Annotated in this window: 9 protein-coding genes and 1 tRNA gene; 1 reads left to right on the forward strand and 9 read right to left on the reverse strand. The window is 57.1% G+C overall.

Annotation, left to right across the window (positions count from 1 at the left end):
- Window positions 1–130 precede the first annotated feature (130 nt).
- From K227x_RS15250 to K227x_RS15270, 5 genes are all read right to left on the reverse strand, one after another.
- Entirely contained in the window at window positions 131–2,413 is a 2,283-nt protein-coding gene (locus K227x_RS15250) for a glycosyltransferase family 4 protein (protein WP_145170742.1), read from the reverse strand.
- Window positions 2,414–2,473: 60 nt separating this feature from the next.
- Complete coding sequence (locus K227x_RS15255) at window positions 2,474–3,547, reverse strand: glycoside hydrolase family 130 protein (protein WP_145170744.1); 1,074 nt, start codon at window positions 3,545–3,547, stop codon at window positions 2,474–2,476.
- A 156-nt stretch (window positions 3,548–3,703) separates the two neighbouring features.
- Complete coding sequence (locus tag K227x_RS15260; protein ID WP_246145826.1) at window positions 3,704–4,129, reverse strand: hypothetical protein; 426 nt, start codon at window positions 4,127–4,129, stop codon at window positions 3,704–3,706.
- Between the two features lie 512 nt (window positions 4,130–4,641).
- Entirely contained in the window at window positions 4,642–5,325 is a 684-nt protein-coding gene (locus tag K227x_RS15265; protein ID WP_145170748.1) for a hypothetical protein, read from the reverse strand.
- Between the two features lie 383 nt (window positions 5,326–5,708).
- Window positions 5,709–6,029, reverse strand: a complete 321-nt coding sequence (locus K227x_RS15270) for a hypothetical protein (protein ID WP_145170750.1) — start codon at window positions 6,027–6,029, stop codon at window positions 5,709–5,711.
- Window positions 6,030–6,285: 256 nt separating this feature from the next.
- Here K227x_RS15270 and K227x_RS30610 point away from each other — a divergent pair, with 256 nt between their 5' ends.
- Window positions 6,286–6,813, forward strand: coding sequence for a hypothetical protein (locus K227x_RS30610; RefSeq protein ID WP_218933274.1), 528 nt, complete (start codon window positions 6,286–6,288; stop codon window positions 6,811–6,813).
- Window positions 6,814–7,353: 540 nt separating this feature from the next.
- Here the strand turns inward: K227x_RS30610 and K227x_RS15275 are convergent.
- The 4 genes from K227x_RS15275 to lpdA all read right to left on the reverse strand — a co-directional run bounded on the left by K227x_RS15275 (window position 7,354) and on the right by lpdA (window position 15,205).
- Window positions 7,354–7,427 (reverse strand) — tRNA-Met (locus tag K227x_RS15275).
- A 254-nt stretch (window positions 7,428–7,681) separates the two neighbouring features.
- On the reverse strand, window positions 7,682–11,506 hold the full coding sequence (locus K227x_RS15280; protein WP_145170752.1) for a YhaN family protein: 3,825 nt from the start codon (window positions 11,504–11,506) through the stop codon (window positions 7,682–7,684).
- Complete coding sequence (locus K227x_RS15285) at window positions 11,503–12,813, reverse strand: metallophosphoesterase family protein (RefSeq protein WP_145170753.1); 1,311 nt, start codon at window positions 12,811–12,813, stop codon at window positions 11,503–11,505. The genes K227x_RS15280 and K227x_RS15285 overlap by 4 nt, the downstream gene beginning before the upstream one ends.
- 991 nt (window positions 12,814–13,804) lie before the next feature.
- Entirely contained in the window at window positions 13,805–15,205 is a 1,401-nt protein-coding gene (gene lpdA / locus K227x_RS15290; protein ID WP_145170754.1) for a dihydrolipoyl dehydrogenase, read from the reverse strand.
- Between the last annotated feature and the right edge of the window lie 14 nt (window positions 15,206–15,219).

Raw genomic sequence — 15,219 nt, forward strand, 5'->3', positions numbered from 1 at the left:
CGCATGATCAAAAGGCAATGCAGCAATTGCCTGTGACGGTTCGGCAGTTGTTTGGACATGGGGAGGCAACCGAGCCAGCGACCTCTCTCCTGTCGCGTCTAGCCAGCACCGCCCAAACGGCAAACGCCGCTCATGACGAAAGCTGCTTGGACGACGCGGATGTAAATCTTTCGGTGGCGCTAAGCCCACGCATTTCAACCAACGAAAGCAGGAACGCCAGCGTGGATTCGGCACCTTGATTCTGATTCACTTGCCCCTCCATCAACCCATCGAAGCACCCGCCCGTCGATGCGTCGTAAATCGGCTGGCCCAGGTCGTTGCGTCCTAAGAACCAATCGAAGGCCAAATGCGCTTGCTCGTTCCAAAACGGGTCCTTGGTAGCCGCATAGGCTTCGATCGATGCCGAAACCATCGCGTGAACCTCAATCGCTTGTTGGTCGAAGACCGCCGTCTTTCGGCCCTCGCGACTGAAACCGTTGGATCCAATCGGCCGGAAGCGGCCTTGTGGCGAAAGCTGTTGTTTACAAAGCCAACGAAGCGATTGCACCCCAATATCGATCGATCGCTGATCTGCCGTCCGACGCCCATGGACGATCAACGCATGCGATAGCTTGGGATTGTTGTACGTTGCAATGTCTTCGAACCAAGGCCATTCATCCGTCGCGACGCGGTCGTACATCTCTAGCAGACGATCGGCCAACTTCTGACTCATGGCTGCTGCCGAGCGATCACCGCCGGAACGTCGCAAGTATTCGTGAATCCCGATGATCCCCAAGGCCCAGGTTCTCGGCGAGCTGGTCGCTACGCAGGCAGGCAGCGCAAGCTGAAAAATCTCACTTGCCCAAGCCGCCATTCCTCCGCGGTGCGAACGGCCGACGCAAGTCCCCAACGCCCACAAGGCGCGACCCTGCGAATCGTCCGATCCATCGTCCTCTAACCAGCATCGGTCGAAACTCATGAAGTTGCGGAACCGGGCTGTGTCGCGGTTAAACGCCACATTCAAGAATGCGGCGTATCGCGATGCCAACGAATGCACCACTGGCGAATCCTTGCCCAATTCTTCCAGCAGCACGGTCAGAATCAGTGCGCGCGCATTGTCGTCGGTGCAGTAGCCATGGTCATGGTCGGGAATCGTGTAGATCGCGTGTTGAACGATACCGGTGGAATCACTCAGACGGTCCAAATGGCCAAGTTGCATCTGAGGCAGCGCCAACGGTTGCTCATCAAGCGTGCGAACGGCCAGTGGCTTTCGCTGACTTCGATGTTCTTCGCGTGCTTGGCGAAACGACGCAAGGTACGACTGCGAAACATGATCCCACGTCATACTTCGGCCCAACCGGTGAGCCTGCTTTCGCATTGCCAAGCGACGATCGTCATCGGCAAGCAATCCGATCACCTCACGAGCGATGGCAGGTGGATCCGCGAACGGTACCAAAACACCGCGTCCATCGGCCAACAATTCTTCGGCATGCCAGTAGGGTGTCGAGATCACCGCCTGACCACAACCAAACGCGTACGCGAGCGTTCCCGAAACGGCCTGCTGAACATTCAGATAGGGCGTGATGTAAAGATCTGCTGCACCGATGAACTCCGTTAGCTCTTCCAGTTCCACGAATCGGTTGTAGAAACTGACGTGCTTCGTAATGCCAAGCTCTTTCGCCATCCGTTCCAAACTGATCCGGTACCGTTCCCCTTGCTCGCGAATCAAACTGGGGTGCGTTGCACCCAGTACCAGATAGATAAAGTTTGGAAATCGGGAAACGATTTCCGGAATCGCTTGCAAGACGTGCTCGATCCCTTTTCCCGGTGACAACAACCCAAAGGTGAGCGCGACCGCCTTCTCTTCGACGTTGAACTGTTCCTTCAGAACTTTCTGGTCGGTGTCGGGAACCGTGGGAATTCCGTGGGCGATCAAGTCCACTTTATGGATGTCAACCGCGTAGGTTTCGACAAGAGTTTTCCGACTTCGCTCGGTCATCACAACCAATCGTGTCGACAGCTCGATCAACTGCATCATGACCGCACGCTGCGTTTGACTTGGCTCTGAAAGAACGGTGTGCAGCGTGGTCACCACAGGCATTCGCAAGTCCTGCAACAGCGCCAAGACGTGACTTCCGCAGGGCCCACCGTAGATTCCAAACTCGTGCTGCAAGCAAACCATATCGACGTTGCTGAAGTTCAAAAAATCGGCTGCAGCGTGATAGTCTTCCAGCTGCTGCTCGATGATTTCGAATTGCACTTCTTTGTCATACGCATACCCTGCAACGATGTCATTCACCGGAACAACCATGCACGGGGCACCGGATGCTTTGACGATCGCGGTTCGCAAATCGTGAGTGAACGTAGCGATACCGCATTTGCGCGGCAGGTAGTCGCCGACGAAAGCGATCTTTTGAAATTCGGGCTTAGTCATGGTTGATACCTATCTTGAAGGGGGCCGACGCTTTGGTTGAACGGAGAGCATCAGTCCGCTTTAGGGTTTGCCCAGCATTGGCAGTAGCGAGTCCGAGATTGACTGCTTCGAAAACCGGGTCGCCGCGACACAAGTGTCGGCAGCGCCATAGAACAACTGCCAATCGTCACCGAAATCCAACAAGGCCGTTGGAAAGACAACATTGGGCACAAAGCCGTTCGTTTCGTATTCGGTGGTCGGTGACATGATCGGTTCACGCGATCGAGCGACCACGCGGGTGGGGTCATCGCGATCAAACAAGCACGCTCCCGCCGAATAGCAACCGACGATGCCCGCCACTTCCGACGTTGCACTGCCGTGATACAGCATCAACCATCCCTCGTCGGTCAATACCGGTGGCGTACCACTACCGACGCGATCGCCTTCCCACGGTTGGACCCCACCAACAATCGGTTCATGCCGTCCCCAATGGATGAGGTCGGGTGACCGAGCGATCCAGATTTGCGGAGCGCAAAAATGCGAGTTTGGGTTTGGCCGGTGAAACGCTACATAGTCGCCGCCAATCCGATGGGGGAACAGCACGACGTCCTTGTTTTCGCTGGCGAAGATGATCCCGTGCCGCTTGAACCGCTGGAAGTCCTTGGTAGACATCAGCGCGGTCGCGGCGCCCGATTTGGAAACCGCGACATAAGTGATCCAGAAAGTATCATCAATTTTCGTGATCCGCGGATCTTCGATTCCGAAGCCTTCCCACGCGTGCTCGGGCAACAACCGACCAACGAATTCCCAAAGGTCAGGGGCGCTGCGCGACTGACGAAAGATTTGCAAATGGGACACCGACGTCAGCCGAAGATCGCCGCTCTGGTCCAATGCAACGACTCTCGCATCGGTAAGTCGCAGGTCCTCATCACGGACCCAATCGACCACCGGCTCTCCGCTGCTTTCCCAGCGTGGAAGCGAGGTCCATCCCGACCTTCGTTCGCTAGGCCGCTCGGCAACACGCGCCAGCATGACCATGCCATCGTCGACCGCAGCAACCGCAGGATTGAAGACGCCGATGACTTCCCAGTCCGGTTGGGAAGGCGTGATATCGCACGGTTCGAGTAAAAGTGAATCAGAGTTTCTGGTGATCAACGCTGGCCTCCCAACATCTGACGTGAGTCTGGACCTCTTTCCCATCGATCGCGAAGCGCAAGCAGTAGCTCGCCGCAAAGATGGCGTCGATTCGTTCGCCAGTCCGCTGTGGGAATGAGTGGACCGTCCGCCGCTATCGCCCGGAACGAATCGCGGTCATGCCACTGGTCCGGTACCGGGGACCAAGGAAGACTCCTCGATCCGATACCCGCTTGCCGACTCGTCAAAAACCAAGCGGTGGGAAATCGCGACGGTGTCCGAATTTAACTGAAATGATTCCAAAACCGATTCGAACGTCGCGGCATTTAGAATGGGTTGTCCAGCAGCGGTCGCATCGACCACGACTAGATTCAACGCTGCCGTATCCAGTTCGATTTGATTCTGCAAATACCCTTTGACCAGCGGATAGGGCGTCAGTGCGATCGAGCTAGCCGCTTGGAAAGCGTCGTATTCAGGCTTATCCGAAAATCCGAAAACAACGGTTGCCACCGAGTCCGAAGACGCCTGCAAAACAGACGGGCAAGTCGGACGCGAACCATCCTTCAAGACATAACGCGGTGCCTTGGCAAAACCGTCGACCATGATCGCCTCCTTGGGCCATCGACAGGCCTGCTGCCGTTTGTCTGTCGGAGAGAATCTCCGGCCAGAACGAACCGCGAATCGCGAAAAGACGACGTTCCAACCACCAAAGAGGTGGGGAACCGCTACCGGCATCTGGATGCTCGTTTCGCGCAGGCCAACAACTCAGGCTACCACGATTCCCAATTCACGCAATCGCAAAGCGATCGACGATTCCATTTCAAAACCGCTGCAGTGCACTGAACGCGAGTGGCAGTCGGGTAATTCCGACGAATCCCAATGGAGAGAATCCGCCGCGTGCTGTGGATCAAGCAACGAGCGATCAATCAGTGTCGCGACTAAAGTCATCTCAACCCAGCCGCGCAGCGGTTTGCGGGGGAGGAGAGTTAGAGAGAGGGGGGAAGAACGAAACGACACTGATTGATCGCTCGTTGCCAACACAGATTCCGCCTTACGCGGCAGCCGCCGCAATCCAGATCGCAAGCCGAGGCGAACCTGTCAAACGGAAGCCCCAGTCACGGTCCAGGTGGAGTTGGGGTGGATTTGCGTTCGATCCAGATCAGCAGTCCATCGGTAGGATTCATTTCAACCGTTGATGCACCACCCGGTAGCATCTTGCTCTTCCTGCCGCTAAATAGCATCCGCGGCATGTCGCTGTCGGAGGAAACCGTTTGGTTTTTGCCATACACACGGAATCCCCAGCCAACGCTCTCTTTCCTATCTAGCCAAGCGGGATGGTGATGGATGGGAAATCGAGGACCGCGCTGGCCATTGTCTGTTTGGAACTGCCAGACGCCGCTGGCGTCCTGAAAAATGCCAACATCCAACGTAAACGGAACTCCACCTTGAAGAGGTTTCGCGTAGGCATCCAGGAAGGCACCATCGATCGCTTGTGACTTCGCAGGAAAACCGGACTCAGGAATGTTGTCGAAAGCGTACCGCAATCGATAGGTGCCATCGCGGGGCAGTTGAATCTTCCATCGCCACTGCAGTGGTCCGTAGGTCGGTAATGCGATCGCATGAATCATCGAATCGTCATCCGCGTCCAGGATCGTCGAGTCATTCCGGAGTTGCGTCAATTCGGATTGCACGTGTGCCAGCTCAGTCGACGTACGCAGATGCGAGATTGCAATCGCGATCAACCCCGTCAACAGCAACATCGTAGCGATCGTGAATCGTGGCTTTCGTAAAGCGATCAAGTGAGCTCCCGTCTGGATGCGCGGTTTGGCAGGGCCTTCAGCGCCCGCCCTGCGATCAACACCTGTGAGCACCGAGCGATGAATTCGTTGCTTGGAAATCGATAGTCATTTGTCTTCGGATGGAAATTTTAATTTCGTGCCGGACAAAGGACGACGGCTATTCTAACCATCTCATCCACGATGTTTACGAATGTTCAAGAAGGGTAGGCCAAAGTGGACCGAGCAAAAAGGGGAAAAAGAATCTGGCCAACAGCGGGGAATAGAGAATCACCACATCGCCCCCAAAGTAGGGCGGCCTTTCCAGGCCGCCATCCACCCAAACTTAAGCACAAGACGGCCTTGAAAGGCCATCCTACAGACCAAATCCAACCGCCAACCGCCGCCTAGCCGCTTGCACCTCGTCTTTGCCCCACTGCCGAAAGCGTGAACTTGGTAAGCAAGATCAGGTTTGGAACAAGAAAGAACGCAACGATTGGCCACACCGAACCGGGAACGCTGACGAGTTCGTGCTGATAGGTGACCGGATCACCGTTGATGTTGTTCGGTTGCATCGCGAATTCGATTTTCAGCGATACGTACGTGAAGAGAGCGATTAAAACAGGGATCGCCATCAGCACGCCGTTGAGAATCAAGAAACCCCGAATCCAACGAGTCGAGCCAACCGTCTTGTTAGCACTGGCGATCGGTGGCTGGTATGGATTCATTGAACGGCGATCAAGGTGGAACGGACTTGTCACACAGCGAACGGTTGCGATCTCTATGATCGTGACGAGAGATCGCGGTCACTCAAAACGACCCACTCTGCGGCTCGGGTGCATTTGCCGGATCGCGACCATTGGCATTCGACGGTGAATTTCGCATTCCTCGACGCAGGTGTACAGCGAATGCGAGGTTGACGATTGCGATCAGTAGGAATCGAGCGCCAAAATCAAAAGCCCACATCAAGAAGAATGCGATCGCATGGAAGCCCAGCACGAATACCAGAATCCACGAGGAACGTCGACTCAGCCGACCCCGTTCTGGACTGTCCCGAAATTGTTGTTCGAATTCGGCCCATCCCGTCTGACGTTCATCCGGAATGGACTCACGCAGAAACGAGATCAGATCATTACGTTGGCATCGGACAAAGCTCCCAAGTTCGATCTTGATCGTTCCATCGGGTCCCGAAAGTCGCACGCTTCCGCCAGCGGGAAATCGACGCCATTGGACTTCGTCAAGATTCACGATCTTAACGGTGCGATCGCGCACGACGCCGCATTGTCGTATGGATTGCTCGGATACGTAAAGGCGGTATCGCCGATGAAGCGCAACCAGCCATACGCCCAAGAGGACAAAACAAGACCAGAACAAACCGAAGCCAGTCGCAGCATGCAGCGGCCTTGCAAACGAATGGTCGACGTTGAAGTATGCGACGAAAACAGATGCCAGCCCCATGATCGCAAACGCGACCGTGCAAACGAGACCGACGTTACGGAAGTAGGGTTTTAAGCGATAGCAGGAAGCCGAACTCGTAATGCTGTTCTCCTGTGCAAAAGCGATCGAGTTTCCGCCCTCTCACGCAAGCTTCCCAACATCAAAACTCGGCTCGGAACGGACTTGGGGGATGGTGTGTTGACGGAATCACCACCCATGCATGATACATCCCGATCCCAGGCGAGGGGCGATCACCAGCTTGGCTGGATGCCATTTGTGCCGCGCCGGTTGATCGCAGCCTCGACTGCCCGACGAGAGTTAAACGAAGGTGGCTCAGGACAATTACGAACCGCCGCATCTAGGCCAATTCGGCCGCGAAGATGTTCTAGTGACGGTCCAGCGGCCTGCTCAACAAGTGGCCCAAGCACGATCCCATCTCCATGGCCCCAAACCGGATGCCGCGATGGATGGCTGAAGGGGCAGGTTCCAGTCGGCAACACTCTAGCAACAGAAATTCCGGCGACTCATCACGAAAGAGGCATCCCAAGAAAAAAGCCAAACCCCGGCCATTCCGGGATTCGGCTCTAAGTGTCTCGGGTTGTCTGACCCATGAAATAGCGGCAGAGGGACTCGAACCCCCGACACGCGGATTATGATTCCGCTGCTCTAACCAGCTGAGCTATGCCGCCGTCTTCTGCGGTGGGATGACGGGTCGCCGATGTGGGATCGCCATTCCATGGGGCGGAGTTTAGCGTCTTGCTTTCGGTGGTCCAAGCCCACCCCGGACCAGATCGCGAACGTTTTTGGCTTGTTTGGACCGCCACATCACCAGAAAATGCAAACTGTGCCGGTTGGCGCGATCGGTGGACCACGCCCTTCGCGTGCGATCGCCCACGGAATTGCGACTCGAATGTGGCCGAATGCAGTCGAGTTTTCGGCAGTCTTAGAACAGTTCTCCCGAGTTTTTTGCAGATCCGTCCTGTTGGGAATCGGGCACGGAAGCCACCTTTGCCGGTGCCGCAGACTTCTTCTTTGCCGGTTTGGATTTCTTCTTTGGCGATGCCTTTGCCGCGACCTTTGCCGATGTTCCCGATGACGCCTGGGAAGTCTGCCGATACGGGCTCGCATCTTCGAGCGACTGGACGAACAACCGGTCCGCCGGCACGGATCCTCGCGCGACGTCGATCAAATGCTGATGGTGTGTGAACACGATCACCTGAGTTTTCACGGATAGCTCGGCTAGCACCTCCATCGCGGCCGCCGAACGGGCATCGTCAAACTTCACCAGAATGTCGTCCACGACAAATGGGACCGGCGGATGATGTTCGAAATACTGTTCCAAGGATGCGATTCGCAAGGCCAGGAACATTTGATCACAGGTCCCTTCGCTCATCCCGTCCACCGGCACCAGCGACGGACCACCGGTGAGTGCCGGCTGGCTTGAGTCGGCTTCCGAATTCGCCCCCCCGGTGCCTCGGACGCCGACGATGATCGGCTGGCCATCGTCACCGAAGTCACTGCGCAGGCCGTCGAATGCCCCCAGCGTCAGTTTTGCAAACAACTGGCTGGCTCGGTCGATCAGCGGCCCCTGGTTCTGTTCTCGATAGCGCTGGATCGCACGTTTCAACACGACCGAGGCCAGCTTCACGCGAGTGTAGGTTTCGGCATGCTGGCGGACCTGAGCCAACGCGATTTCAGCGTCTTCGTTGGCCTTCGCCGCATCCCCGCTGCCGTCCATCCGGTCCAGGTCTTTCTGTTGGCCGCCGATCGATTCCGAACGATCTTTCTGTTCCACTTTGACGCGTTGAATTTCTTCGTCCAACTGTGCCATTCGTGGCACCAACCGATCGGCGTCTTCCGCATCCGCAGCCGCGATGAAAGCGTCGATCTCCGTCCCCTGAGCCGATTGCCGAAGCTGTTTTTCCAGCGAATCGATCTGTTGTTCGATCCGACCACGCTCTGCCGATCGACGCTCGACCTCGGGGAGATCATCCACACTATCGCAGCCCGCTTCGCGTCGCATTTGGTCGAGCATCTCGGCAAGCTTGGATTGAGACTGGAGAGCATCCGACAGTTGCTGTTCGACTCGATCGCGTTGAACGACCAATCCGTCCCGAGTCGCCTTCTGTTCCCGGGCATGTCGAAGCTGGACGTGCAGATCGGCTACCGTTTGGTCCTTCGGGGTTTCACTTGGTGACACATCGAGTCGCTGCAACAGTTGGTCAACCGAGGCTTCGAATTCTTCGATCAAGCGACGTTGGTTCGACCACGTATTGGCCAGTTCGGCTGACTTATCAATATCGGCGGCAACCTGGTCGATCGCCTGCAGCATCGCCAGCGCCTGGGCGGCTGTCAGATCGGCGCTACCGTCCAGCGCGTCCACTGCGACCGACCATTCCTGTTGCCATCGAGCCTGTTTCGCATTGGCGTCGTCCCACCTAGCCTGCGATGCTGCCTGTTGCGATCGAATCTGATCGATGCGTGCGGACAGCTGTTCGTGTTTGGTGGAAATGGAATCCAGCAACTTGCAACGCGTCGCACATCGATCAATCACCTGCCGGAGCGGATCGTCCGATCCAACAGCCGAGTCGCCATTCGAACCGCTCGCCGGATCAACGTCGTTGATGTCGAGGTCGCGTGAATCGATTGGAAAGGTTTCCGAGTAGCGTTTCCACAACGTCGTGCGATGTTGCTGGATTCGTTCACAGGTTTGATCGCGTATCAGCGTCTGATTCCGGATCGCATCGGCCAGTTCGACCAATTGCCCGTGTGAGGCCAACCATTCGCGCATTTCCAGCGGTGATCGGGGATCGATGTTGGCCAGCATCCAAAGGCTTTTCCAATCGTCGACCAAGTTTTGGCGATTGCAACGGGCTGCATCCAGCCGCGCCCGACGCGTTTCCAGGGTCTGTGTCCAACCGTCTCGGTCGGAGATCAGTCGCGACTTTTGGGCAACCCGCTCGGCTTCCCGGCGCAAACGATCGCCAATGTCATCAGCACGTCGCAGCAGCGTTTCAAACTGATCGGCAGAATCACTTGCATCCACCGTGGCGGGCGGACGGGATAGGTTGGCAGCGATCGTTTGCCAGACGCGGTCGCGTTGGGCGCGTGCGTCGGTTAGTTCTTCTTCGGTTGGAACATCTTGGCTTAGTTGCAGCGCATTGAGCTGAGCCTCGGCGGCTGCGATGCTGTCTTCCAACGTCTGAATCTCGCCGGCCAATGCATCGATCGCCTGATCCGCGGAACTCCAATCGCTGGCAAAACGGGTGATGGAATCTAGCGATGGCAGCGGCAAGCTTTCCAGTTCGTCCAACGTCCCGTTCCACAACGGCAACTGTTTCAGCAACAGTCCGCTACGCTCGATCAATCCGCCGAGTCGTTGTTGATCCTCAGCAAGTTGTTGGTCACAGTCACCGAGTTTCTGCGCGTCGTCGATCGCACTTCGCAGTTGGGTGGTATCGACACTGGGCGGCAGAGCAGCGAGTCCCTGGGTTTCAATGTCCAGCTGTCTCGCCTTTTCTTCGACATCGGCCTTCGCCTCGACCGCCGACTGGATCAATCCCGATCGTTGCTCGGCCAATTCCACGATGCGTTGCCGCTGGGCGATCCCGATTCGAAGATTTCCCGGACCGTCGGCACCTGAACCGTCCGCAGTCGCACCATCGCTACCGACGTCACCGGTCTGTCGCCCTAGCTGAGTTAAAACGCGATCGATCCGGGTCTTCAGCAGTTGACGTTCCGATTCGAGTCCCGGGCAGGTTCGAAGCCACTCGCGGTATCGTTCCAGATTCTTGTACAGGTCCGCGATGGCAGCTTCTTGATCCAGGATCGCCTGCGGGACAAGCAGTCCGTCGATTCGTTCGGCAATCGACGTGCGTTCGGACTGCGCCGATTGGACCGCAGCCTTGGCCGCGGTCAGTGCCGCCACGGTTTCGGCACGTTGCGATGAAAAATCGGGGCGCAGCGCCGGCACATCGACAAGTTCGCTGTACGCTGCACGCGCATCTTTCAGGCTGCTGATCGTTGCAAGCGACTGGTGGATGCGGTCCAAGCGATCGCGTTGGCTTTCCAGTTCAACGATTTCGTCGTCCAGGCGTTTCCGTTTATCGATCGAATCGTGCAGCGAATCACGGATCGCTTGCCACTGTTTGCTGGGGACGCTGGCATCACTGAGCGCTTTCCGAGCTTTGTTCAGATCGATGATCGCGGCATTGACGGCCGCTCGGGTGCCGCTGGATTTCAGCAATTGTTCGCACTGGGCATCCAGCGACTTGACCAACTGATTGACACCTGCGGTCCCGCTGCCGGCGGCGAACAACGACTGGCCCAGATCACCGCCCGACTGCACGATGGACATGCCGCCATCGACCAGTTGTTCCAGATCGATGCCAAACTGAGTTGCGAATTGCTTTTCGTCGATCCCGTGCAACATCGCGTGCAAGTCGTCCAGATCGACGGCGGTCTTATCGTCACCGGCGCGGAGCGATTTTTGACCGCCCTTGCGACGAATGCACTCCAGAGTCTGTCCCGCTTCGCTTTCAATCACACCGCCGACGCGTAGCTCGTTATGCGAGTGCAGGAAGTGGTCGCGGCAACTCTTTTCGCCTTTGATTCCGAACAACCATTGGCTCAGGGCGCGCAGCGACGAACTCTTTCCGCCCTCATTCGGGCCGTAGATCAGGTGCAGTCCGAATTCACCTTGATCAAACGTCAAGGTTCGGCCGGCGAAGGGACCGATACGAATCAGATCGAGACGCAAAAACCTCATGATGACACCTCCTCGCTTAGCAATCGATGAACCACCATCGGCTGGATCTGCGACAGCAAGCTTCGGACACGTCCAAGGTCGCCTTTGGGAGCGATCGAATCGTCACCGGTCATCAGTTCGTCGGGTAGTTTGTTTCGCAGATCGTCCAGTTCGGCGTCCACAAGCATCGTCAGTTCGTCGTCACATTCCAATTCGTCAAACAGCCGCAACAGTTCGGCAATCGGGCCGCTTTCGACATCTTCGCTTGTCAGCCGGCGAGTCGGGCGAGTGTCGAAGCGTACTTTTTCGACCCACACATTTGCTCCGCCGATCGTGATCGCATCGGCGCGTATTTGGTCGGTCCAACGGTTGGTATCGGCAAGCCAGTCGTCATGGGCGACGCTGGTGCCGGTGACGATCACACGCACCGCCATCGGCAAGCCGTCGCTATTGGCCGCGACTTGACGCATCGCCGCGGCGAAACGTGTCAGCAGTTCGTCAGGCGATTCGGCGGAATCGACATCGACCGTGCACACCTCCCAACGGAACACATCCAAACGCACGAAGTCCAGGGTTACAGTGCCGTCGTCATCGACGGTCACCACCTCGCATCCCTTCGGTCCGGATTCGCGAATGTGCCGCCCTTGGATGTTGCCGGGAAAGACGATCGGCGACTGGCCGGGCTTGTGATGGTGTTTGCGTGTGTGGATATGCCCGAGCGCCCAATAGTCGTACCCGCGGCCAATCAGATCGCTGGGAACACAGGGAGCATAGCGATGGTGGACACCGCCGGCCGCACCGTCCAATGAAGTGTGCAACATGCCGATGTTGAACTTCCCCGGAACGGCCGCCGGGTACTGGCGAACCAGGTTCTCGGCCTCGGCTTGTTGAGCGAAACCGCGGCCGTGGATCGCGACATCCAAATCATCCAACAAGAACGTCTCGGCGGTCTGAGACGACATCATCACCGGGTGGCCGCTGGGGTTCGGCGGCAACTGGAATACGTTGACCATCTTGGACGCCGCGTCGTGATTGCCGCTGATGGCATAAACGCTGATGCCCGCTTTCTGTAGCCGATCCAACCACTTCAAAAAGTACAGACCGGTATCCGCTTTGTCCCAGGTGCCATCGTAGATGTCGCCCGCGATCAGGACGAAATCGACCTCTTCGCGAACCGCGAGTTCGGCAAGGTTGACCAGGGCTTCGCGAACCGCAATTCGGATCTGGTCAACTGGACCGTCGCTGGAGAGTCCCCGCAGCGGGCTGTCCAAGTGGATGTCTGCGGTGTGAATGAACTTCAAGATGGCTCCGCCCCTTTTCTGTTTCATCGCAAAAAGCGTGATTGCAAGATCATTGCCAATGCATTGCCAAGTCAGCGATTGGCCATTGAATTTTTGGCCGAGCGGTGCAAGCCGTCCGGTTGATTGAATCCAGTCTCAAATTTTAATGTCAGTCGTTTAGGCGCTAGCGCCCTGCAGATTTCTTAACCCGCTGCGTGAGCGAGGGATTGGATGTGATCTCTCGCTCACGCTTCGGATGATGGTTTGCACGCTAAGTTTTGGAAAATGACTAAGTCAACAGGTCGCTAGGCCGGGTTTATCGGTGACGAAACCGAGGCTAGCGTCTAAGCGGCTAACTGAATCAACAGGCTGGTAACCGGCGCGGAATTGCCCGTGGGCTCACGGCCAGCGGCTCACCGAAAGTCTTGACGACTTCCGCTACGAAAGCTAGCCCGGGTTTATCGGTGACGAAACCGAGGCTAGCGTCTAAGCGGCTAACTGAATCAACAAGCTGGTAACCGGCGCGGAATTGCCCGTGGGCTCACGGCCAGCGGCTCATCGAAAGTCTTGACGACTTCCGCTACGAAAGCTAGCCCGGGTTTATCGGTGACGAAACCGAGGCTAGCGTCTAAGCGGCTAACTGAATCAACAGGCTGGTAACCGGCGCGGAATTGCCCGTGGGCTTACGGCCAGCGGCTCATCGAAAGTCTTGACGACTTCCGCTACGAAAGCTAGCCCGGGTTTATCGGTGACGAAACCGAGGCTAGCGTCTAAGCGGCTAACTGAATCAACAGGCTGATAAGCGGCGCGGAATTGCCCGTGGGCTCACGGCCAGCGGCTCACCGAAAGTCTTGACGACTTCCGCTACGAAAGCTAGCCCGGGTTTGTCGGTGACGAAACCGAGGCTAGCGTCTAAGCAGCTAACTGAATCAACAGGCTGATAAGCGGCGCGGAATTGCCCGTGGGCTCACGGCCAGCGGCTCATCGAAAGTCTTGACGACTTCCGCTACGAAAGCAATCGCCGATTCGTGGGCGACGGCTAGGCGGTGTGGATCGCGCGGCCGTCGACGGCCAGGGCCGCCTCGTGAACGGCTTCGGATAGCGTTGGGTGGGCGTGGCAGGTCCGCGCGATGTCTTCGCTGGACGCACCAAACTCCATCGCGGCAGCCGCTTCGGCGATCAGGTCACCGGCGCGGTTCCCGATGATGTGAACTCCCAACACTCGGTCGGTCTTCGCATCGGCCAATATCTTCACTCGCCCGTCGACGTCGCCGAGGGTCTGTGCACGTCCATTGGCACCGAACGGACAAATGCCCTTCTTGTATTCGATGCCCTCGTCCTGCAGTTGTTGTTCAGTCTTGCCGACCATGGCGATCTCGGGATGGGTGTACACCACCGCTGGGATCACGTCGTAGTTCATGTGGCTCTTGATGCCCGCCATTCGCTCGACGCACACGACCGCTTCTTCCATCGCTTTGTGCGCCAACATGGCACCGCCGATGCAGTCACCGATTGCATAAACACCTTCGACTGATGTTTCGAAGTTCTTATTGACGGAGATGAATCCGCGATTGTCCGTTTCCAGGCCGATGGATTCCAGCCCAAGGTTATCGGTGGCCGGAGTCCGTCCGGTCGCCAAGAGCACACGATCGCATTCGATCGGTTCACCGCCTTGGATGGCGACGATGCATTTGTCGCCCTGAACCTTGGCGGATTGGACAAAGGTGCCGGTACGGAAATCGATGCCTTGTTTTTTAAACGTTCGGTAAGCCAGTTTGACCAGTTCGTCGTCCAAGCCCGGCAGGATGCGGTCCATGGCTTCCAACACGATCACTTCGCTGCCCAGCCGTTTCCACACGCTGCCCAGTTCCAACCCGATGTATCCGCCACCAATGACGACCAAACGTTTGGGAACGTCGGGAAAGGACAACGCGGTCGTGCTGTTGCCGATTCGATCCCCGTCCTCTTCGACCGGCGGAATGCTGGCGGGGCGGCTGCCGGCACACACCAACACTTGATCGGCCGTGATTTGGACCGCTTCGCCGCCATCGCTAAGCGAGACTTCGACCGTGTTCACATCGCGGAACTTGCCACGACCACAGTAGGGCGTGACCCCCTTCTTTTTAAACAGCATGTCGATCCCCCCCGTCAGACGATCGACGATCTTTTTCTTGCGTTCCATCATGGCCGACAAGTCGAACTTGACATCGCCCACGCTGATCCCGTGGTCGGCCAGATCATGCTGGGTGGATTCGTACACGTGGCTGGATTCCAACAAGGCTTTGCTGGGAATGCAACCGACTCGCACACAGGTACCACCGAACTGCGAGTTTTCATCGATGCAAGCGACATCGATCCCCAGTTGGGCAGCGCGGATTGCCGCGACATAGCCAGCGGGACCGCCGCCAAGGACCACGAGTTCGTGCTTCACCGTTTTCATATCACTGCCATCGA

Source organism: Rubripirellula lacrimiformis (genome assembly GCF_007741535.1).
Taxonomy (GTDB): Bacteria; Planctomycetota; Planctomycetia; order Pirellulales; family Pirellulaceae; genus Rubripirellula; species Rubripirellula lacrimiformis.